The organism is Nevskia ramosa DSM 11499 (assembly GCF_000420645.1).
Lineage (GTDB): Bacteria > Pseudomonadota > Gammaproteobacteria > Nevskiales > Nevskiaceae > Nevskia > Nevskia ramosa.
In genome coordinates, this window is record NZ_ATVI01000005.1 from 1,018,863 (window position 1) to 1,039,594 (window position 20,732).

Genomic DNA, 20,732 nt, shown 5'->3' on the forward strand with positions numbered 1-20,732 from the left:
GCGCACGTCGGTAACGGTAGGACTGAACTGAAACCTTTTTCGATCGGTTGAAGTTCAGCCCAGACGATTCCGTACCGGACGCCGGCATCGTCATTCCACGGTCCAGGCTGCTGCGGAGGGGATAGCGATGCTGCGTAAGGGACTACAGATACTCGTGATGTCGGCGCTGGCGCTAAGCGCAGGTACCACACTCGCGGCTGATAAAGCTTTTCATCTGCAGGAAACCTCGATCGAGCAGATTCATGCGGGTATCCGCTCCGGCGAAGTCAGCTGCAAGCAGATCGTCGAAGCCTATGTGGCGCGCTCCAAAGCCTACAACGGCGTCTGCACGGCGCTGGTGACTGCCGACGGTGCGAAAGCGAAAAGCGTGCTAGGCACCATTCGCGGCGGCGCGGCGATCAAGTTCCCGACCAAGACCGTGGCCTTCAGCAGCCTGGTGCCGGACTTCAGCAAGTACAAGGGCGATGCGCCGGACTACGGCCACATGGAAGCGACGATGTCCGATCCTTCCGTGTTCCAGCAGTACGGCATGGTCGCCGGCATTCCGAACGCGAAGCAGATCAGCGGCCTGGATACGATCAATCTCCGCGGCGAGCGTTCGGTGTCCTGCAAGGCCGAATGCGATGCCGCGACCGGCGCGCTGCCGGCCAGCTGCCCGAAGGCCTGCGACAGCTTCCGCCAGCAGCCGGACGCCATCGAGCGTGCCGCCGAACTGGACAAGCAGTACGGCAGGAATCCGGACCTGGCGGCAATGCCGATGTACTGCGTGCCGATGTCGTTCAAGGCGATCTACGACGCCAAGGACATGCGCTCAACCGGCGGCGCCGATGCGAAGTACGCGATGGACGCGGCACCCAAGGATTCGACGCTGATCGCCCGCATGCGCAGCGCCGGCGCGATCATCTTCGCCCACGCGCTGAACGCCGAGTACAACGGCGGCAGCGGCGATCCCGGCGGTGCGAACAAGGTCAAGAAGCCGTCGATCGGCACCGGCGGCGCCCGCGAAACCTGGGGCGGCACCACCTGCAATCCGTATGACACCGAGCGCGAAACCGGTGGCTCCAGCGGTGGTTCCGGCACGTCGGTCGCGGCCAATCTGGTGGTCTGCTCGATCTGCGAAACCACCGGCGGTTCCTGCCGCAATCCGGGCACTCACAACGGCGTCGTCAACTTCGTGCCGACCAAGGGCATGATCTCGTTCGGCGGCGCCATCGGTGCCAATCCCTATCAGGATCGTCCCGGCATCCATTGCAAGACGGTGGCCGATACCGCGACCGTGATGGACGCTTTCCGCGACAGCAAGACCGGCAGCTACTTCGATGCCCGCGATCCCTACACCTCGCTGCCGCGGGTGATCGCCACCAAGACCTCGTACAAGAGCGCGCTGACCCCGGCCGGCACGGCCAAGCCGCTGGCCGGCCTGCGCATCGGCGTGGTCCGCGAGCTGATGGTCAAGCACACGGCCAGCGATGGCCCGATCGTCGATGGCATCAACCGCGAGCTGCAGGTGCTGAAAGATCTCGGTGCCGAGCTGGTCGAGACCGTCGATCCGCAATACCCGGATGATCCGTCGATCCCGAACCTGAGCTTCGGCTTCCAGGAAGCGATGGCCGAAGTGCTGCCGTTCCACATGCCCGAAGTGCTGGCCTGGAAGAAAGACGGCAAGCCGGAATTCGAAGTGCCGGGCTGGGATGTCAGCAGCCGCAAGTATCTGGTTGCCGCCTCGAACCACAAGGCACCGTGGCCGGCGAAACTGAACCTGCGGCGGATCATCGGCAACCCGCCGGGCGGCGACGACGTGGTCACCGGCTACACCTTCAGCTTCAACATGGCGCAGTACCTCAACGAACGCGGCGACAGCACCATCTATGACTGGGACACGCTCAACGCCAACGCCAAGTACTTCAGCGACGCCAAGCTGACTGCGGCGAAGAACTGGGGCGCGAAGGAAATCGACATCCGCACCTACGACACCACCTACACGATGAAGCGCCGTGACGCGATGCGCATGGTGATGATGAAGGTGATGGAGCAGAACAAGATCGACGTCTTCGTCAATCCGCCGCTGTCGACACCGCCGGCGAAGATCGGCGCTGCTGCCGAACCGGATCGCGATCTGCGCCTGGGCTTCGGCTATGGTGCCCGTCTCGGCATCCCCGAAGTGCACGTGCCGGCCGGCTTCCTCGACACGCTGTACGAAGCGACCTTCGTGCTCAGCAAGGATGGCAGCAAATACGAAAGCGTGGCCGCCACCAAGCCGACCAGGCTGAGCAGCCCGCTGCCGTTCGATATCGCCTTCTGGGCCGGCCCGGGCGAGGAAAGCATGCTGTTCAAGGTGGCCTCTGCCTACGAGGCGGCGACCCATCATCGCAAGGCACCGCCTGCGTTCGGGCCGCTGGCTGGCGAGCCTTGAGGCCGGCTTGAGGATGCCGCATCGACGCGGCATCGCGCTGGCAGCAGCGGCCACCTTGTTCTGGCCACTGCTGTCAGCCGCCGGGCCGCTGACTTACGCGGATTGCGATTCGGCCATGCAGGCCCAGTTCACTGGCATCGGGGCCGGCATCAGGGCCGGCGATCGGGTGGCCGAATTTCCGCCGGATGATGGCTGCGTGACCCGGCTTCTGGCCCGCAGGGTCGGCGATGACGGCCGTGTCTACCGGGTCTCCACCACGGCCGACGATGCCGCTGCGGTCAGCGGCAATGTCTTCGCGATCCAGCTGAAAGTGCAGCTTCATGCGGCGCCGGATCTGTGGTCGTCCAGCGAGGATCCGGGCGGCGTCTACGGCTACTGGACGTCCAGCCCGCCGGCCGAGAACTTCGCCACGCCGGAGCCCCTCGATCTGATCTGGGCGGCGGCGCTCGATGACGCCAGCCTCGGCGCGGTGAATCTCGGCGTGGTCGCCAATGCCTTGCTGAAGGCGCTGAAGCCCGGTGGCGTCCTGGTGGTCAGCGACGCCGCGTCCCGGCCGTTGCGGCGCGAGCTGATGGCCGCCGGCTTTGAACTTGTCAAGGCGCGGCAGTCATCATTGCTGAAGTACCGCCGGCCCTGAAGCGGCTGCTCAGGCTGCGTCGGACACCGCGACGCAGATCTTGCCGAAGTGCTGGCCGCTGGCCTGATGACGGAAGGCATCGCCCAGCGCGAGCAGCGGGAAGCTGCTGTCGATCACCGGACGCAGGCCGTTGACCTCGATCGCACGGATCAGGTCCAGCTGATGGCGTCGGCTGCCGACCGTGAGGCCGATCATCCGGCCCTGCTTGCGCATCAGTTCGGAGGTCGGGATCACGCCTTCGCGGCCGGCGAGCACGCCGATCAATGCGATGTGGCCACCGGCGCGGATCGCCCGGATCGACTGCGGCATGGTGCCGGCACCACCGATCTCGACGACATGATCGACACCGCCGCGATCACAGAACTTCGCCGCCGCCGCGCCCCATTCCGGGACTGACTTGTAGTTGATCAGATGATCGGCGCCGAGCTTGCGCAGACGCTCCAGCTTCTCGTCCGATGACGAGGTTGCGATCACCGTGGCGCCGGCCAGCTTGGCCAGCTGCAACGCGAAGATCGACACGCCACCGGTGCCCTGAACCAGCACCGTGTCGCCGGCCTTCAGTCCGCCGTTGACCACCAGTGCCCGCCAGGCGGTGACGCCGGCGCAGCTCAGCGTTGCCGCTTCGTCGTAGCCGTAGTTCGCCGGCATCTTGGTCAGTGCGGTTTCCGCCACCGTCGCGAATTCGCGGGCATAGCCGTCGATGCCGTCGCCGGGCACGCTGGCGAAGCCGTTGAGTTCCGGTTCGCCGTCGAGCCAGGTGGGATAGAAGGTGCTCAGCACCTTGTCGCCGACCTTGAACAGCGTCACCTCATCGCCGACCGCGACGACATCGCCGGCGCCATCGGACATCGGAATGCGGCCTTCCGCCGGCTTCAGCGCGCCGATCACCACTGCGTAGTCGTGGTAGTTCAGCGAGCTGGCGCGGACTCTCACCAGCACTTCGTTGCGGCGCGGCGCGCGCGGTTCGACGGTGGCAGGAGTGAGGCTGTCGAGTGAGGCCGGCAGCTTGATGCGGATGGCGTTGGTCATCTTGGAGATCGGCAAGGCGGTGAGGGCAGGGCCGCCATGATCCACCGATAGTCGATGCCGGTGCCAGCTTGAGAGGAACCGCTCTTCCGGCTAGCCGCGAAGCTCGGACGGCGACTGGCCGAAGCGTGCCTTGAACGCCCGGCTGAAATGGGCCGGATCCTTGAAGCCCCATTCGTAGGCGATGCGGGTGATCGACAGCCCGGTCGATGCCGAAGCTTCGATCGCGGCACGGGCGCGGTCCAGCCTGCGGGTCCACAGCCATTCGGACAGATGCAGGTCTTCCTCGGCAAACAGCTTGCTGAGGTAGCGCGATGAAATGCCGTGGGCCGCCGCGATGCGTCGGCAGTCAAGATCGGGCTGGGCCAGATGATCCTCGACGAACTGGCGGATACGCTGGCGCAGCGCGTGGCGGCTGCTCAGGCCGTGGCCGCTGTCGCCGCCCGGCGACACTTCGAACGGCTCGGCCAGGGTGCCGACCAGGATGTCGACCAATGCCTGATGGAACACCGCCTGGGTGGCCGGTGCCAGGGACGGCAGCTCGGTCGCCAGCCCGGCCACAAAGCCGAAGGCCAGCCTGGCCGAAGCGCGGCCGGAGCGAAACGGAATCGCCGTGACTCGCTCGGGGCGAACCATGCGTCGGCTGACCAGCGCACGCGGCAAGCGCAGCACGATCTGTTCGAAAGGCTGGTCGAAGATCAGCCGATACGGCCGGGTGCTGTCATAGAGCGCGAAGTCGCCGGGCGCCAGCAGCGCGTCGCGCTCGCCCTGAACCACCCGGCCGTTGCCGTGCAGCTGGAAGCTGAGCAGGAAGAACTCTTCCGGGCTATGCCGGATGCGCGCTGGCGTTCGCGCCACGCGCTGGGCATCGGCGACGACTCGCGAGACCTGCACGTCCCGCAGTTCGCCGTTCGATACCGAGCCGGAAAAATCATCCGACTGCGGCACCTCGCAATCCAGTGACACGAAGCTGGACGAGATCATCTCGCGCCAGTATTCGACGCGCTGTGCCGGCTCGACACGATCACAGGCAATGCGCACCGGCAGGGCATTGATCGCTGATGGAGTCATGGGCGCACCTTCCAGTCTGCAGAGGCTGCTCGCAGTCTCCGTCCGCGGCATGGCCTGCCGCAAGCTTTGTGGTCAACAGGTTCCTGCCCAGACAAGCAGCCGTTCTGCTGGAGACCAGTCATCGGTCCGGTTCTGTCCGAAACTGCCAGCCATCGCCAATCATCGATCCCGCAGCAGAGCCGACCATGACCCTACTCCGCGTCGCCACCGTCCAGGCCGCACCGGCCTTTCTCGATCTCGAAGCCGGTGTCGCAAAAACCGTGCGTCTGATCGAGGAAGCGGCACAACGCGGTGCCAAGCTCATCGCCTTCCCCGAATGCTGGCTGCCGGGCTATCCCTGGTGGGTCTGGCTCGATTCGCCGGCCTGGGGCATGCAGTTCGTGCAGCGCTATCACCAGAATTCGCCGCGTGCCGACGGGCCGGAAATGGACACGATTCGCCGCGCGGCGCGCGAGCACGGCATCGTCGTCGTGCTCGGCTATACCGAGCGCGATGCCGGCACCTTGTACATCGCCCAGCAGCTGATCGATGCCGAAGGCAGGCTGATCGCGGCCCGCCGCAAGCTGAAGGCCACGCATGTCGAACGCACGGTGTTCGGCGAGGGCGACGGCAGTGATCTGAAGGTGCATGACACAGCGATCGGCCGGCTCGGCGCGCTGTGCTGCTGGGAGCATCTGAACCCGCTGAACAAATACATCATGTATTCGCAGCACGAGCAGATTCACGTGGGCGCCTGGCCGAGCTTCAGCGTCTACGAAGGTGCGGCCTATGCGTTGAGCCCGGCGTTGAACACGGCGCTGAGCCAGGTCTATGCGGCGGAAGGTCAGTGCTTCGTGCTGGCGTCCTGCGGCATCGTCTCGCCGGAGATGTTCGAGCTGCTTTGCGACACGCCGCAGAAACGCCAGCTGCTGAAAGTGGGCGGCGGCGCGGCGATGATCTTCGGCCCGGACGGCAGCCCGCTGTGCGAACCGCTGCCGCCGGATCAGGAAGGCCTGCTGATCGCCGATATCGACCTGAGCCTGATCGCGCTGGCCAAGGCGGCTGCCGATCCGGTCGGCCATTACTCGCGGCCGGACGTGGTGCGGGTGGTGTTCAACCCGCATTCGCCGCAGCGGGTCACGCGGGTGGCGGCGCGCAAGGATCTGCTGGATACCGAGGCCGAGGACACCGGAAGCTAGCCGACGTAGGGTGCGCCTCACGCCAGTCCGTCATCCAGGCAACGGGTTTCATCGGCTGCGACGCGGCCAGCCCTTGCGAGGATGGCCGGATGGCGCTGACAAGACGCGAGTTCAACACGCTGCTGGGCGGGGCTGCGGCGTCCGCCGCCTTGAGTCCCTTCGGTTCGGCACTGGCCGCTGATTCCAGCGAGCTGACCAGCCTGAGCCTGACCAGCGTCGCCGCCGCGATCCGCGCCGGCAAGGCCACGGCGACCCAGGCGGTGCAGGCCTGCCTTTCGCGCATCGACATCTACGATCCCAAGCTCGATGCCTTCATCACCGTGATGAAGGACAAGGCGCTGGCCCAGGCCGCCGCGCTCGATGCCGAGCAGAAGGCCGGCAAGTTCCGCGGCCCGCTGCATGGCGTGCCGATCGCGATCAAGGACAACATCGACACCGCCGGAACGCTGACCACCGGTGGCAGCGCGCTGTTCGAGGATCGCGTGCCCGGCGTCGATGCGCCGGTGGTTGCCAGCCTGATGGCCGCTGGCGCGATCGTCATCGGCAAGACCAACCTGCAGGAATTCGCCATGGGCGGCGGCGAGACCTCGTACTACGGGCCGGCGCGCAATCCCTGGAATCTGGCCCACAACACCGGTGGCTCCTCGTCCGGCTCCGGTGCCGCGCTGGCGGCGTTTTTGAGCTACGGCGCGCTCGGCACCGACACCGGCGGCTCGGTGCGCATGCCGGCCTCGTACTGCGGCATCGTCGGCCTGAAGCCCACCTATGGCCTGGTGCCGATCCGCGGCATCCTGCCGCTGGTGCTGTCGCTCGATCACTGCGGGCCGATGGCACGCACGGTGGCCGATTGCGCGCTGATGCTGAACAGCATGGCCGGCTACGACAAGTTCGACATCACCAGCGCCGAACATGCCCGCGAAGACTACGTCGCTGCCTTGAGCCAGCCCGTATCGGGCTTCCGCATCGGCCTGCCGCCGAGCTATTTCGATGGCCTGGAACCGGATGTCGCCAAGGCCGTCGACGAAGCCGTGGCGGTGCTCAACAAGCTGACCAAGGGCAGCAAGGAAGCCAATCTGCCGTCGATCACTTCACGGCCCAGCCTCGGCGCGCTGGGTGAGTACATGGCTTATCACGAGCAGTACGTGAAGAGCTCGGCAGCCAAGTACATGCTGCCCGAACGTCGTCGCCTCGAAGCCGCGCTGGCCGCACCGCCGAAAGCCGCCGACTACGTGCGTGCCAAGTGGGATCTGGAACTGCTGCGCCGGACCATCGACGACTCGTTCAACGGCTTCGATCTGGTCGTCTGCCCAACCCAGCGGATCGTCGCGCCGAAGCTCGACGATCTGATCACCCGCGCCTACAGCACCACGCCGAGCAATCCGCTGGTCACTTCGAACTGCTCGCCGTTCAACATCTTCGGCCTGCCTTCGATCTCGCTGCCCTGCGGCTTCAGCAAGAGCGGCCTGCCGATCGGCCTGATGATCTCCGGGCCGAAGTTCTCCGAAGGCAAGGTGCTGGCGCTGGCCCAGGCTTACGAGCAGGCCACGCAATGGCATCTGCGCAAGCCCGCGCTGTCGCCGAAGATGGTGGTGCCGGCCGTGGTGAAAGGCGCATGAGCACGAGCAAACAGGATGCACTCGCGGCGCTGTCGATCGCCGAAGCCGCCGCCAAGCTGCGCAGCGGCGAAGTCACTTCGCGGCAACTGACCGAAGCCTGCCTGGCACGCATCGCGGTCTACGACCCGATGCTCGATGCCTTCATCACCGTGATGAAGGACAAGGCGCTGGCCCAGGCCGATCAGCTCGATGCCGAGCAGAAAGCCGGCAAGCTCAGAGGCCCGCTGCATGGCGTGCCGATTGCGCTGAAGGACAACATCGACACCGCCAGCACCCGCACCACGGCTGCCAGCGCGCTCTGGGAAGACCGGGTGCCGCCTGCCGATGCGCCGGTCGCCACGCGGCTGAAGCAGGCCGGTGCGGTGATCATCGGCAAGACCAATCTGCACGAGTTCGCGATGGGTGCCGGTGAAGCCTCGTTCTGGGGTGCGGCGCGCAATCCCTGGGCGCTGAACCTGAACACCGGTGGTTCCAGTTCCGGCTCCGGCGCTGCTGTCGCTGCCGATCTTTGCTACGGCGCACTCGGCACCGATACGGCGGGTTCGATTCGCCATCCGGCCGCCTACTGCAGCCTGGTCGGTTTGAAGCCGACTTTTGGCCTGGTGCCGATCCGCGGCATCGCGCCGCTGACCCTGTGCCTCGATCACTGCGGGCCGATGACCCGCACCGTCGAGGACAACGCGATCATGCTCAACGCGCTGGTCGGCTACGACCGTGGCGACATCACCAGCGTCGAGCACAAGCGCGAGGACTATGTGGCCGCGCTGAAGCAGCCGGTGTCGGGCTTCCGCCTCGGCGCGCCGCTCGGTTTCAAGGAAGGCACGCACCCGGAAATCCTGCGCGTCTGCGAGATCGCCATCGCCGTGCTGGCCCGCATCACCGCGGGCATCAAGGACGTGAGTCTGCCGAGCACGGGCGATCTGAGCATCGGCGCCCTCGGCTACTCAGGCGAGACCTGGGCCTGGCACGAGGAAACCTTCAGGGATTCGCCGGGCAAGTACCAGCTGGCCAGCCGCCGGCGCCTCGAAGGAGCTGCGAAGGACGAGCCGAAAGCGCCGGACTACATCCGCACCAAGTGGAAGCTCGATCTGCTGCGCCGGACCATCGACGACAGCTTCACCGACTTCGATCTGGTGGTGATGCCGACCATGCGCAAGATGCAGCCGGTGCTCAACGACATGTTCAAGCGCATTCGCGAACCGAAGCCGGGCGATCCGTCGGCGCTGTCGAACTGCAGCGTGTTCAACGCCACCGGCCTGCCGGCGATCTCGATTCCCTGCGGCTTCAGCAGCGACGGTCTGCCGATCGGCCTGATGATCGCCGGTCCGCGTTTCTCGGAGGGCAAGATCCTGGCACTCGCCCAGGCTTACGAACGCGAGACGCGCTGGTATCGGCAGAAGCCGAAGCTGACGCCGGACACGCTGGTGCCGGCGCTGACGGTCTGATCGATCAGGCGCTTGGCCAGGGCAGATTGACGATGAACCGGGCACCCTGGCCGCGCTGCGAGGCGACCTCGATGCGGCCGCCGTGACGCTCGACGATCTCGCGTGACAGGGTCAGGCCGAGGCCGGCGCCGCCGGTGTTGCGGCCGAACTGCACGAACGGCTCGAAGACGCGGGCGAGCTGGCGGCGGGTCATGCCTTCGCCGCTGTCGCGGACTTCGATGCGGATCGCGTCCGGGCCAGCGACGACGTTGATGCCGACTTCGCCACCGGGCGGCGTGTGACGGATCGCGTTGCCGACCAGGTTGTCGAGCACCCGCGAGAACTGCGAGGCATCGAGCTGCAGCTCCGGCAGTCCGGCGGCAACCTTCGCGACGATGCTCAGGCGGCGTTCCAGCGCCATCGGCTCGAAGCGGGCAACGGCATCTTCGGCCAGTTGCGCGAGCTGCACCGCTTCGAGCTTCAGCGGTGTATCGGCATGGCTCAGGCGCGAGACATCGAGCAGATCGCCGACCAGATCGGCGAGGCGCTTGGTCTCGGTGTGCACGGTCTCGAACAGATCCGCCTCGCGCGTGTCCGGCGCGAACGCGGTGCGCTCGGCGAGCAGGTCCATCGCCATGCGCAGGCCGGAGACCGGCGTGCGCAGTTCGTGCGAAGCGCGCAGCAGGAAATCCATGCGCAGCTTTTCCTGCTCGCGTTCCTCGGTGACGTCGCGCAGCAGCATCACCAGGCCCGGCCGGGTTTCGTCGGTGAACGGCGTCAGCGCGATCGCCAGGATGCGCTGCATCAGGCCTTCGCCGATGGTCAGGTCCGGCTCGTCGTCCTGAGACAAGGTCTGGTTGGCGATGTCGTCGGCAATGCGCTGGTCGAAGCGTTCGCCGCTGAGCAGTTCGTCCAGCGTGCGGCCGATCGCCAGTTCCATCGTGGTGCCAAGTTGGCGCGCGGCGATCGGGTTCAGGCGTTCGATCTGGGCGCGTTCGTCGATGATGATCAGACCATCGTCGATCGAGCCGAGCACCACATCGTTGCGGCGCTGCTCGGCCAGCAGGCGATCGATGCTGGTCGAGTTGTAGGCCTCGAGTGCGGTGGCCATCTCGTTGAAGTGGTCGGCCAGCGCGTTCGCTTCGACGAGGCTGGAGCGTTCGATGCGGACATCGAAGCGGCCATCGGCCACGGCCTTGGTCGCGGCGGCGATCTTCTGCAGCGGCGCGCTGGTGGCCCGCGCCTGGACGATGCCGAAGCGGATGCCCAGCACGCTGATGACGATGCCGCCGATGCCGAGCGCGCCGATCTCGTACCAGGCGCCGGTGCCGGATTTTGCCCAGGCCAGCGCCAGCAAGGCGCCGCCGGCGAAAGCGATGATGACCAGGGCCGCGTAGCTGAGCAGCAGGCGATGCAGGATTCTCATGGCGATTCGATTGCTGGGGCAGGCGGCGGATCAGATGCCGTACTGCTTGCGCTTGCGGTACAGGGTCGAGGCGTCGATGCCGAGGGTCTTGGCGGCGACTTCCAGCGTCTCCGCGGAACCGAGCACGCTGAGGATGTGCTCGCGTTCCAGGGCCTGCAGGCTCAGGCCCTGTGTCGAGCGTGTTGCCGGCGCGCTGCCGCCGGCATCGCCAAGCGCGAGATCGCGCGGTTCGATCTGCTCGCCGCGACAGAGGATGCTGGCCCGTTCGACGACGTTGCGCAGCTCGCGGATGTTGCCGGGCCAGCGATGGGCGGCGAGGGCAGCCAGCGCCGCCTCGCTGAAGCCGCGGGCACGGCCGCGATGAATGCGGATGAACTCGTCGAGGAAACCGTGTGCCAGTTGCGGCAGGTCTTCGATGCGGTCACGCAGCGGCGGCAGATGAATGCGGATGACATCGAGCCGGTAGAGCAGATCCTCGCGGAAGGTCCCGGCGCGGACCATGGCGTTGAGATCGCGATTGGTCGCGGCGACCAGGCGCACATCGGCCTGGCGGGTCACCGGATCGCCGATGCTTTCGTATTGCTTGTCCTGCAGGAAGCGCAGCAGCTTCGGCTGCAGGGCCAGCGGCACTTCGCCGATCTCGTCGAGAAACAAGGTGCCGCCGTCGGCCTGTGACACGCGCCCCGGCGAGTTGGCAATGGCACCGGTGAACGCGCCCTTGCGATGGCCGAACAGTTCGCTCTCGAACAGCTCCGCGGATAGCCCCGGGCTGTTGATGGTCACGAACGGTGCCGCCTGGCGGCCGCTCCAGCGGTGGATCGCCTTCGCGATCACACCCTTGCCGGTACCACTTTCGCCAAGCACCAGGATGCTCGCCTCGCTTTCGGCAACCTGGCGTGCGGTATCCAGCAGGGCAGCCATCGACGGCGAGCGGCTTTCGAGTTGCGCGTCGCCACCGCTGCGGCGGCCGGTCTCACGTTCCAGCTCTTCCAGGCGCAGATCGAGCCTTCGCGCATGCAGGTGAGTAGCAGCGGCTATCCGCAACTGCTCGGGCGAGCAGGGCTTGACCAGGTAATCGGTGGCGCCGGCGCGCATCGCCTGCACGGCGGTATCGACCGAGGAGTGTGCGGTGACGATGACCACCCGCAACCACGGTGCGGCGATCCGGATGGCCGGCAACAGCTCCAGCGCATTGCTGTCACCGAGGTTGAGGTCGAGGAAGCAGACATCGAAGACACGGCTGCGGATCAGCGCCATCGCCTGTTCGCCGCTGGCCGCCGTGGCGACGGTGTGACCGTCATCCTCAAGGCAGTAGCGGAAGGTCTTCAGCAGGGCTGCTTCGTCATCGACGACGAGCACGCGGCCCCCGGTCTTGTCAGCCAAAACGGCAGTTCTCCATGTGCGTGGTGAGGCCGGAAATGTAAGAAGGTATTTCTTGCATTTTGCACGGTTGGAACGACGACATCTTGCAACTTGCCCGGACCATAGCACGGTGCATTAATGCAAGTATTTGAAAAACCAAAGATAAATTTCTGGCACGAAGCATGAGATGTATTAGGCACAGCACGCCGGTTGGCGGTGTGCCGGGCCTGCCGCAAGAAGGCGGACCTGATCCAGACAGATCGCACCGGAGTTTTCTCATGCTGCATTACGCCGTCGTTTTCTTTGTCATCGCACTGATTGCGGCCTTGCTCGGTTTCTCCGGTATTGCCGGTACTGCGGTCGGCATCGCGAAAGTGCTGTTCCTGGTTTTCATCGTGCTGGCCATCGTCTCGTTGATCTTCGGCCGTCGCGCAAAGCTTTGATGTCTTGACGCTGCAAACGCTTCAAACCCTTCCCTCAAAACGTTTCCAAAAAAATTTCACTTCAAGGAAAACACTCATGAACTTCAATATCCGCAACAACTCGAACCCGCTGATTCTCGCCGCCGTCGTCGTCACTTTCGGTCTCGCCGCCTGCGGCAAGTCGGTGCCGCCGGGCCAGGTGTCCGATAGCGCCGCCGCCGATGCGCCGAAGGAAAGCGCCACGCTGGGCAAGGCAATCTCCGATACCGCGATCACCGCATCGGTGAAGGGCCGTCTCGGCAGCGACGCCCGGGTTTCCGAGTCGGATATTTCGGTTGAAACCAACAATGGCATTGTCACCCTGAGCGGCACGGCCAAGGGCAGCGATGCCAAGAACGCCGCCGAAGAACTGGCCCGCGCCACGCCGGACGTGAAGGGCGTCGACAACCGCATCGCGGCGCCGACCGCACTCGATACGATCGCCAAGAATGCCGAAGGCGTTGCCAGCGATGCCGGCGAAGCGATCAGCGACACGGTGATCACCACCAAGCTGAAGGCTGCGCTGATCGCCGACGAGTCGACCAAAGGCACCGCCATCAACGTCACCACCCAGGACGGCAAGGTCACCCTGAGCGGCGAAGTTGCCAGCAAGCGCGAGCGTGAGAACGCCATCGCCATCGCCAGCGGCACCGGCGGCGTGAAGAAGGTCGACGCCGACGCGCTGAAGGTTGCCAGCCGCTAAAGCCATAGCCCGATCGCCCGAACAGGCTCTCTTGTCATGACCCGCACCTTCGACCAGCTGGCAGCGCTGCATCGTCAGCTGCTCGCGGTGCGCGGTCATTGCGAAGTGCTGGCCTGCACGGCGGTTCCGGCAGTTGCGACCGTATTCGCTCGGCTGGCCACGGCGAAAGCCGAGCTGGCCGGGCAGCTGGCGCAGGAGCTGAATGCGGCCACTGTCAATCTGACCGTGGTCATCGATACCCGCAGGACCGCGAGGCTGTATCGCCGCTGGCTGGCGATGAATGCCGGGCAGCAGCTTGCCGGGGATTCGATGGCCAACTCGGCGGATGTCGCCGCGTTGGTAGCCGCCGAAGATCGCTTGCTGCATCGCTGCGAGCAGTTGCTGGCCAGCAAGCCGTCACTGACGTTGCGACAGGCCTTGAAGCGGTATGTGCCGCAGGTCGAGGTCTGCCATGCGGAGTTGCGCCGGTTGCATGTGTCACCTGATCGAGCTGCATTGATACCGGTAAGGACGCCGGTCTGGCAGCTGAGAGTCAAGCGCTGATATCAGCGCTGCGTACACCACACATAAAAACACCCCGAGTCGAAAAGGAGATTCACATGAACGAAGACATCATCAAAGGAAAGCTCAAGCAGCTCACTGGCAACATCAAGGCCAAGTGGGGCGAATTGACGGATGACGATGCATCCCTGGTCAACGGCAAGCGCGACGTGCTCGTCGGCAAGCTCCAGGAAAAGTATGGCTTGACCAAGGAAAAGGCCGAGCAGCAGATCAAGGAACTGGAAGACGCGAACTGATCTGCCACCCCCGAACTGAGGGCTTCCCCCGGAGCCTTCACGGCTGATCCCCCCGGTCAGCCCAAGCCGGTGACGGCACGGTTCCCCCCGGCCGTGTCGTCACCGGGCTGCAGGCCGAACGGCCGCAGCAGCACCCCCGCATCACTAACCCTGTTTCAACTCCAATACCTAGTGCCTGAGAGGGCAAGGAGCTGTCATGCAAGTCAATCACCGTGCTCTGCGCAGCACGTTCACCGCCGCCGTTCTCGCATCGTTCGCAGGTGGCGCCGTTGCCGGAGACGGCTGGTATCTGGGCCTGGAAGGAGGCTCGAACTGGCAGCGCCAGTCCAACGACACCCAGAGCTTCGGTGGCCTGCTGGGTGGCCAGTCACCGTTCGCGTCCAAGTACGACAACGGCTGGGTCGGCGGTGTGACCAGCGGTTATGCGTTCTCCAACGGTTTCCGTCCTGAAGTGGAACTGGCCTATCGCCAGGACCGCTACAAGCGGATCTTCGACTCCGCGTCATCGGCTGAAGGCGATGGCCGCAAGGACACCCGCAGCGCCTTCGCGAACCTCTGGTACGACCTGAAGAGCGACAGTGGCCTGTTCAAGACCGTGCATCCGTACATCGGCGTCGGCGGCGGTGTTTCGCAGCTGTGGCTGGAAAATGTCGGCAGCGCCGGCCAGGAACTGGTCAACGACCATGACACCGTGTTCGCCTATCAGGGCGGCGCCGGTATCGGCTTCGATCTGTCGCGGCGTTTGACTGCTTCGGTCGACTACCGCTACGTCGGCACCGAAAAGGGTTACTTCGAAGCCAACCCGGGTGCGGGTGGCGGACGGGTGAACTCAGGCTTCAACGGTCAGTCGGCCTTGCTGTCGGTGCGCTACGTACTGGCCGAGCAGAAGCCGTCCGATCTCGACGGCGACGGCGTGCCGGACAAGCGTGACGTCTGCCCGAACACGGCACCCGGCACGCCGGTCGACAGCACGGGTTGCGCGCTCGATGCCGACAAGGATGGCGTCAACGACAAGCTCGACGTGTGCCCGAACACGCCGGCCGGCGCCACGGTCGACGCCAAGGGTTGCCCGATCGACAGCGATGGCGACCGCGTTCCGGATTACGCCGACCAGTGCCCGAACACGCCGCCTGGCACCGATGTCGACGCCAAGGGCTGCACCATTGCACCGCCGGCTCCGGCCATCGCCGATACCGATGGTGACGGTGTTGCCGACGGCATCGACCAGTGCCCGAACACGCCGCCTGGCAAGAAGGTCACGGCCAATGGCTGTGCGGTCAACCAGTCGCTGATCCTGAAGAACGTCCACTTCGCGTTCGCCAAGTCGCTGCTGACCAACGATTCGAAGACCGTGCTCGATACCGTCGCCAAGACGATCATCGACTCGCCGGGGTTCCAGATCGAGATCGCCGGCTACACCGATAGCGTCGGTTCCGATGCCCAGAACCTGAAGCTGTCGGAGGCGCGTGCCCAGTCGGTTCGCACCTACCTGGTCAGCCGCGGTGTGTCGGCCAGCGTGCTCAGCGCCCACGGTTACGGCGAATCCAACCCGGTGGCCAGCAACGACGACGAAACCGGCCGCGCCGACAACCGTCGCGTCGAGATGAAGATCATCAACTAAAGCCCGACCCATCCGGCGCGGTCACTGCGCCGTATTTCAGGCTCCGCATTGGGCGATCCGGCAACGGGTCGCCCATTTTTTTGGCCGACGCATCGCCGGGCGGGCCGACCGGGCGGGGCGAACCGGTATCCTTTGCGCGCCCCTGCCGACCCCAGCCCGCGACTCGCCCCGTGACCCGCATCGACTTCTACATCCTGTCCGACGACTTCGCCGCTGCGACCAGCCACGTGCTGACCGCCTGCAAGCTCTGCGACAAGGCCACCGCCGGCGGCAAGCGCGTCTACGCCTATGTGCCCGACGCCGCCACGGCCGAAGCGCTGGACACCGCGCTGTGGAGTTTTCGGCAGGGTGGCTTCATCGCTCATGAACGCCTTGGCTCCAGCTTGGAAGAGCCGCTGCCGGCCGTGCTGATCGGCGCCAGTGAACCGCCGGCCAGCTACGACGGCGTGATGATCAACCTCGGTCTCGACGTGCCCGATTTCTTCAGCCGCTTCGAGCGGGTGCTGGAAATCGTCGACGCCGATCCGTCCGCGCGCACCAAGTCGCGCGAGCGCTACAAGTTCTACCGCGATCGCGGCTACGAACTGGCTACCCACAATCTCTGAGACCGCCATGTCACGAATCCTGAAGGCGGTATCCCGCTGCGCCGTGCCGATCAGCCTTGCGCTGCTGCTGCCGGCCTGCAGCCTGTTCAGCACCACGCCATCGCCGGCCAAGCGCCAGGCGGTTCGTGATGCGCTGCCCTATGGCATGGACATCGCCCAAGCCCAGTCGAAGCTGTCCGGCCTCGGCTTCGCCTGCAGCCGCCGCACCGGCAACTACACCGACGAAAGCGGCGCCGAGCACAGCAGCGAACGCTTCCTGTTCTGCGAACAGCGCCCGAACACGATCAGCTTCGCCTGCGAGAACCGCGACCAGGTCACCGTGATCGACCGCGACGGCACCGTCGCCGGCATCGAAGTCACCCGGGGTCCGTCTTGCCAACCGGCATCGCCGCCGCCGGCGACGCGGTTCAAGTAGCCGCTGGTTCGGACCGGCGCGCCGCACGCCGTACAATCCCGCTCCCGTTTACCGATAACAAAGCGCCGCTGCGGCTCACGCAGCCGGCACCGAAGACCCGACGACCCTGACATGGACAAGACGTTCGACCCCAGCCGCGTGGAAGCCCAGTGGTGCCAGACCTGGGAAGCCGATGGCTGCTATCAGCCGAGCGGCAGCGGCAAGCCGTACTCGATCATGATCCCGCCGCCGAACGTCACCGGCACCCTGCATATGGGCCACGCGTTCCAGCACACGGTGATGGACGCGCTGACTCGCTATCACCGCATGGCTGGCTTCGACACGCTCTGGCAGCCGGGCACCGATCACGCCGGCATCGCCACGCAGATGGTCGTCGAGCGCAATCTGAAATTGGCCGGTGAGCCTTCCCGCGCCGAACTCGGCCGCGAGAAGTTTCTCGACAAGGTCTGGGAGTGGAAGAAGTTCTCCGCCGGCACCATCAGCCAGCAGATCCGCCGCATGGGTTCCAGCGTCGACTGGAGCCGCGAAGCCTTCACGATGGACCCGGCGTACTCGAAGGCCGTGGTCGAGCACTTCGTGCGTCTGCATAACGACGGCCTGATCTATCGCGGCAAGCGCCTGGTCAACTGGGACCCGGTGTTGCAGACCGCGATCTCCGATCTCGAAGTGGTGCAGGAAGAAGAGAACGGCAAGCTCTGGCACTTCCGCTATCCGCTCGCCAACGGCGCGACTTACGTCAACGCCGAAGGTGAAACGCTGAACTACATCGTCGTCGCGACCACGCGTCCCGAGACGATGCTCGGCGATACCGCCGTGGCCGTGCATCCGGAAGACGAGCGCTACAAGCATCTGGTCGGCAAGACCGTGATGCTGCCGCTGTGCAACCGCGAGATTCCGATCGTCGCCGATGACTATGTCGACCCGGCGTTCGGCACCGGCTGCGTGAAGATCACGCCGGCGCATGATTTCAACGATTACGCGCTGGGGCAGCGGCACAAGCTGCCCTTGATCAATGTGCTGACCAAGGCGGCGTCGATCAACGATGACGTGCCCGAGCCGTATCGCGGCCTCGACCGTGTGGTGGCTCGCAAGAAGGTCGTCGCCGATCTCGAAGCACTCTCCAACAACACCGCCTCCGCGCCGATCACCAGCACCGAAGAAGGCAAGCCGGTCTACCCGCGCGGCCTGGTCGACAAGATCGTCGACCACAAGCTGAAAGTGCCGCGCGGCGATCGCAGCGGCGCGGTACTGGAGCCGTATCTCACCGATCAGTGGTTCGTCGATCTGACCCGCGAAACGCGCCATGACGGCCAGCCCGGCAACGGCGGCTTGCTGGCGATCACCAAGCCGGCGATCGATGCGGTGGAGTCCGGCCGCATCCGCTTCGTGCCGGACAACTGGAAGACCACGTACTTCCATTGGCTGAACAACATCCAGGACTGGTGCATCTCGCGCCAGCTGTGGTGGGGCCATCGCATTCCGGCCTGGTATGACGACGCAGGCCAGGTCTACGTCGGCCGCGATGAAGCCGAAGTGCGCGCTAAGCACGGTGTAGCGGCGAGCGTTCCGCTGAAACAGGACGATGACGTGTTCGACACCTGGTTCTCGTCCGACATCTGGCCGATGGCGACCCTCGGCTGGCCCGAGAACACCGACGCGCTGAAGAGGTACTACCCGAGCAGCGTGCTGGTCACCGGCTTCGACATCATCTTTTTCTGGGTCGCCCGGATGGTGATGATGGGCCAGTACTTCCAGCAGGACGTGCCGTTCAAGGACGTGTTCATCACCGGTCTGGTGCGCGATCCGGAAGGCAACAAGATGTCGAAGTCGAAGGGCAATGTCCTCGATCCGCTCGACGTCGTCGATGGCATCACGCTCGATGCGCTGATCGCCAAGCGCACCACCGGCCTGATGAATCCGGCGACGGCGCCGAAGATCGAATCGAAGACCCGCAAGGACTATCCGAAGGGCATCGAAGCCGTGGGCGTCGATGCGCTGCGCTTCACCTTCGCCGCGCTCGCGACCAATGGCCGCGATGTGCGCTTCGACGCCGCGCGCGCCGAGGGATATCGCAACTTCTGCAACAAGATCTGGAACGCTTCGCGCTTCGTGCTGATCAATGTCGGCGCGCTGGATGCCGAGACTGGCGAGGCGACTGCCGCCGTCTCGCTCGATGGCGAAGTGACGCTGTCCACCGCCGACCGCTGGATCATCTCCAGGCTGCAGAAACTCGAAGCCGAAGCTGCTGCGCACTTCGAGGCCTATCGCTTCGATCTGCTCGCCGCGAGCCTCTACCAGTTCATCTGGAACGAGTACTGCGACTGGTACCTGGAGCTGACCAAGCCGGTGATGCAGGGCAGCGACGAACTGGCCAAGCGTGGCGCTCGCCGCACCTTGGTGCGGGTGCTCGAAGTCTGGCTGCGGCTGCTGCATCCGATCATGCCGTTCATCACCGAAGAGATCTGGCAGAAGGTTGCGCCGCTCGCGGGCAAGACCGGCAAAACCATCATGTTGGAGCCGTATCCAATCGCCAATCCGGAACGCATCGACGAAGCCGCCGAGGCCGATGTCGAATGGCTCAAGGGCTTCATGCTCGGTGTCCGTCAGATTCGAGGCGAGATGGACATCCCGCCGGGCAAGCCGGTGCCGGTGCTGATCCAGAACGCCAGCGCGGCCGATGCCGAACGCATCGCGCGTTTCCAGAATTCGGTCAGCTTCCTGGCGCGTCTGGAATCGATCCGTGTGCTGAGCGCGGCCGATGAAGCGCCGCAGTCGGCCACCGCACTGCTCGGCAGCATGAAGATTCTGGTGCCGATGGCCGGGCTGATCGACAAGGCCGCGGAACTCGCGCGCCTGGCCAAGCTGAAGGCCAAGCTCGAGAACGATCTGAAGATGAACGAGGCGCGGCTATCCAGCGACAAGTTCGTCAACGGCGCACCGGCCGCGGTGATCGACAAGGAACGGGCGAGAGTCGCTCAGCAGAAGGCGGAGCTGGCGACCCTGACCGAGCAGGAGGCGCTGATCAGCGCGCTTTGAGGAGTTCTTCCGCGGGGCGCGGCAGCTTCTGCGCCTGCTTCGAGAACATCCGCATCAGGCCATCGAAGCCCCGATCGCTGAGCAGGCGGCGCAGGAACAGCACGGTTCTTGCGCCGCCGCCGGTCGCGTAGCGCGTCTTCGGCCGCGCGGCGAGGATCGACTTGACGATCGTGGCCGCCACCACTTCCGGCTCGGACGGCATGCTGCCCTGATCGGCGTTGGCCAGCATGTTGACGTGCTGCCGTGCACCGGCGCGATAAGCAGTTTCGCCGGAGTACTTCAGCAGCCCTTCGCGGGCGATGCCGTTCCACTCGGTCTTGATCGCACCCGGCTCGATGACGATCACGTCGATGCCGAACGGATGCAACTCCATCCGCAGCGAATCGCTCATGCCTTCCACCGCGAACTTGGTGGCGTGGTACCAGCTGCCGAAGGGTTCGCCGATCTTGCCGCCGATCGAGGTGACGTTGACGATCCGGCCGCTGCCTTGCGCCCGCATCATCGGCAGCGCCAGCTGGGTGAGCCGCGCAAGCCCGAAGACATTGACCTCGAACTGGCGGCGGCCTTCCTCCAGTGGCACATCTTCCAGCGAGCCATAGGAGCCATAGCCGGCGTTGTTGACCAGCGCATCGAGCCGGCCGGTCTCGCGTTTGATCGTCTCGATCGCGGCGAGCATCGAAGCATCGTCGGTGACATCGAGTTCCAGCAGGGTCGCCCCGGCGGTGGCCAGCGGTTGCATCCGCGCCACTCGACGCGCGCCGGCGTAAACGCGATACCCGGCGTCGAGCAGCTTGCGCGCCGTTGCTTCGCCGATGCCCGAGGATGCGCCGGTTACCAGTGCCACTTTCTTCATTGCGATATTCATCTCTGTGTCTCTCTTGTGGAATCGATGACGGCATCCTAAGGTGTGGACCTTGGTACACAGTCAAGCGCTTTCCGCG

18 protein-coding genes are annotated in these 20,732 nt (G+C 65.2%); 13 read left to right on the plus strand and 5 right to left on the minus strand.

Annotated elements, in window-relative coordinates; genetic code table 11:
- Positions 1-127: 127 nt before the first annotated feature.
- Both G513_RS0105245 and G513_RS0105250 read left to right on the plus strand, forming a co-directional pair.
- Positions 128-2,413, plus strand: a complete 2,286-nt coding sequence (locus tag G513_RS0105245; protein ID WP_245563067.1) for an amidase family protein — start codon at positions 128-130, stop codon at positions 2,411-2,413.
- Between the two features lie 13 nt (positions 2,414-2,426).
- The gene (locus tag G513_RS0105250) at positions 2,427-3,050 is read left to right on the plus strand and encodes a hypothetical protein (RefSeq protein WP_022975773.1); all 624 of its coding nucleotides are present in this window, start codon (positions 2,427-2,429) and stop codon (positions 3,048-3,050) included.
- A gap of 9 nt (positions 3,051-3,059) precedes the next feature.
- Here the strand turns inward: G513_RS0105250 and G513_RS0105255 are convergent, their stop codons facing one another.
- Entirely contained in the window at positions 3,060-4,079 is a 1,020-nt protein-coding gene (locus G513_RS0105255; protein WP_033417329.1) for a zinc-dependent alcohol dehydrogenase family protein, read from the minus strand.
- A 90-nt stretch (positions 4,080-4,169) separates the two neighbouring features.
- The gene (locus G513_RS0105260; RefSeq protein WP_022975775.1) at positions 4,170-5,147 is read right to left on the minus strand and encodes an AraC-like ligand-binding domain-containing protein; all 978 of its coding nucleotides are present in this window, start codon (positions 5,145-5,147) and stop codon (positions 4,170-4,172) included.
- Between the two features lie 185 nt (positions 5,148-5,332).
- Between G513_RS0105260 and G513_RS21490 the strand changes: the two genes are divergently transcribed.
- The 3 genes from G513_RS21490 to G513_RS21495 all read left to right on the plus strand — a co-directional run bounded on the left by G513_RS21490 (position 5,333) and on the right by G513_RS21495 (position 9,386).
- Positions 5,333-6,325, plus strand: a complete 993-nt coding sequence (locus tag G513_RS21490) for a carbon-nitrogen hydrolase family protein (RefSeq protein WP_022975776.1) — start codon at positions 5,333-5,335, stop codon at positions 6,323-6,325.
- Positions 6,326-6,414: 89 nt separating this feature from the next.
- The gene (locus tag G513_RS0105270) at positions 6,415-7,941 is read left to right on the plus strand and encodes an Asp-tRNA(Asn)/Glu-tRNA(Gln) amidotransferase GatCAB subunit A (protein ID WP_022975777.1); all 1,527 of its coding nucleotides are present in this window, start codon (positions 6,415-6,417) and stop codon (positions 7,939-7,941) included.
- Complete coding sequence (locus G513_RS21495) at positions 7,938-9,386, plus strand: amidase (protein ID WP_022975778.1); 1,449 nt, start codon at positions 7,938-7,940, stop codon at positions 9,384-9,386. Before G513_RS0105270 ends, G513_RS21495 begins: the two co-directional genes overlap by 4 nt.
- A 4-nt stretch (positions 9,387-9,390) precedes the next feature.
- On the opposite strand, the gene G513_RS21500 is transcribed toward G513_RS21495, so the two are convergent.
- Positions 9,391-10,791 (minus strand): sensor histidine kinase, encoded by a 1,401-nt coding sequence (locus G513_RS21500; RefSeq protein WP_022975779.1) that lies wholly within the window; start codon positions 10,789-10,791, stop codon positions 9,391-9,393.
- A gap of 30 nt (positions 10,792-10,821) precedes the next feature.
- Positions 10,822-12,174: a sigma-54-dependent transcriptional regulator gene (locus G513_RS0105285; protein ID WP_022975780.1), complete on the minus strand. Its 1,353-nt coding sequence runs from the start codon at positions 12,172-12,174 to the stop codon at positions 10,822-10,824.
- 257 nt (positions 12,175-12,431) lie between these two features.
- Between G513_RS0105285 and G513_RS25330 the strand changes: the two genes are divergently transcribed.
- From G513_RS25330 to G513_RS0105325, 8 genes are all read left to right on the plus strand, one after another.
- Positions 12,432-12,596, plus strand: a complete 165-nt coding sequence (locus G513_RS25330) for a DUF1328 domain-containing protein (protein ID WP_022975781.1) — start codon at positions 12,432-12,434, stop codon at positions 12,594-12,596.
- Positions 12,597-12,672: 76 nt separating this feature from the next.
- Positions 12,673-13,317 carry a BON domain-containing protein gene (locus tag G513_RS21505; protein WP_022975782.1) on the plus strand — a complete coding sequence of 215 codons (645 nt, stop codon included), beginning with the start codon at positions 12,673-12,675 and terminating at the stop codon, positions 13,315-13,317.
- A 36-nt stretch (positions 13,318-13,353) separates the two neighbouring features.
- Positions 13,354-13,860 carry a hypothetical protein gene (locus tag G513_RS0105300; RefSeq protein WP_022975783.1) on the plus strand — a complete coding sequence of 169 codons (507 nt, stop codon included), beginning with the start codon at positions 13,354-13,356 and terminating at the stop codon, positions 13,858-13,860.
- 56 nt (positions 13,861-13,916) lie between these two features.
- The gene (locus G513_RS0105305; protein WP_022975784.1) at positions 13,917-14,114 is read left to right on the plus strand and encodes a CsbD family protein; all 198 of its coding nucleotides are present in this window, start codon (positions 13,917-13,919) and stop codon (positions 14,112-14,114) included.
- A 196-nt stretch (positions 14,115-14,310) separates the two neighbouring features.
- On the plus strand, positions 14,311-15,735 hold the full coding sequence (locus G513_RS26200) for an OmpA family protein (protein ID WP_022975785.1): 1,425 nt from the start codon (positions 14,311-14,313) through the stop codon (positions 15,733-15,735).
- Between the two features lie 170 nt (positions 15,736-15,905).
- Positions 15,906-16,340, plus strand: a complete 435-nt coding sequence (locus G513_RS0105315) for a DNA polymerase III subunit chi (RefSeq protein ID WP_022975786.1) — start codon at positions 15,906-15,908, stop codon at positions 16,338-16,340.
- A gap of 7 nt (positions 16,341-16,347) precedes the next feature.
- Positions 16,348-16,755 carry a hypothetical protein gene (locus G513_RS0105320; protein WP_156891405.1) on the plus strand — a complete coding sequence of 136 codons (408 nt, stop codon included), beginning with the start codon at positions 16,348-16,350 and terminating at the stop codon, positions 16,753-16,755.
- Between the two features lie 111 nt (positions 16,756-16,866).
- A complete protein-coding gene (locus G513_RS0105325; protein ID WP_022975788.1) occupies positions 16,867-19,791 on the plus strand; it encodes a valine--tRNA ligase in 2,925 nt (974 codons plus the stop codon).
- Here the strand turns inward: G513_RS0105325 and G513_RS0105330 are convergent.
- On the minus strand, positions 19,778-20,656 hold the full coding sequence (locus G513_RS0105330) for an oxidoreductase (protein ID WP_211219601.1): 879 nt from the start codon (positions 20,654-20,656) through the stop codon (positions 19,778-19,780). The genes G513_RS0105325 and G513_RS0105330 overlap by 14 nt on opposite strands.
- Between the last annotated feature and the right edge of the window lie 76 nt (positions 20,657-20,732).

Excerpts from the sequence above, each read along its gene's own strand:
- G513_RS25330 (WP_022975781.1), top strand. The coding sequence starts at position 12,432 with ATGCTGCATTACGCCGTCGTTTTCTTTGTCATCGCACTGATTGCGGCC.
- G513_RS0105330 (WP_211219601.1), bottom strand. The coding sequence starts at position 20,656 with ATGAATATCGCAATGAAGAAAGTGGCACTGGTAACCGGCGCATCCTCG.
- G513_RS0105255 (WP_033417329.1), bottom strand. The coding sequence starts at position 4,079 with ATGACCAACGCCATCCGCATCAAGCTGCCGGCCTCACTCGACAGCCTC.
- G513_RS0105250 (WP_022975773.1), top strand. The coding sequence starts at position 2,427 with ATGCCGCATCGACGCGGCATCGCGCTGGCAGCAGCGGCCACCTTGTTC.
- G513_RS0105325 (WP_022975788.1), top strand. The coding sequence starts at position 16,867 with ATGGACAAGACGTTCGACCCCAGCCGCGTGGAAGCCCAGTGGTGCCAG.
- G513_RS21505 (WP_022975782.1), top strand. The coding sequence starts at position 12,673 with ATGAACTTCAATATCCGCAACAACTCGAACCCGCTGATTCTCGCCGCC.
- G513_RS0105245 (WP_245563067.1), top strand. The coding sequence starts at position 128 with ATGCTGCGTAAGGGACTACAGATACTCGTGATGTCGGCGCTGGCGCTA.
- G513_RS0105260 (WP_022975775.1), bottom strand. The coding sequence starts at position 5,147 with ATGACTCCATCAGCGATCAATGCCCTGCCGGTGCGCATTGCCTGTGAT.
- G513_RS0105300 (WP_022975783.1), top strand. The coding sequence starts at position 13,354 with ATGACCCGCACCTTCGACCAGCTGGCAGCGCTGCATCGTCAGCTGCTC.
- G513_RS0105320 (WP_156891405.1), top strand. The coding sequence starts at position 16,348 with ATGTCACGAATCCTGAAGGCGGTATCCCGCTGCGCCGTGCCGATCAGC.
- G513_RS0105305 (WP_022975784.1), top strand. The coding sequence starts at position 13,917 with ATGAACGAAGACATCATCAAAGGAAAGCTCAAGCAGCTCACTGGCAAC.
- G513_RS21490 (WP_022975776.1), top strand. The coding sequence starts at position 5,333 with ATGACCCTACTCCGCGTCGCCACCGTCCAGGCCGCACCGGCCTTTCTC.
- G513_RS26200 (WP_022975785.1), top strand. The coding sequence starts at position 14,311 with ATGCAAGTCAATCACCGTGCTCTGCGCAGCACGTTCACCGCCGCCGTT.
- G513_RS21500 (WP_022975779.1), bottom strand. The coding sequence starts at position 10,791 with ATGAGAATCCTGCATCGCCTGCTGCTCAGCTACGCGGCCCTGGTCATC.
- G513_RS0105270 (WP_022975777.1), top strand. The coding sequence starts at position 6,415 with ATGGCGCTGACAAGACGCGAGTTCAACACGCTGCTGGGCGGGGCTGCG.
- G513_RS21495 (WP_022975778.1), top strand. The coding sequence starts at position 7,938 with ATGAGCACGAGCAAACAGGATGCACTCGCGGCGCTGTCGATCGCCGAA.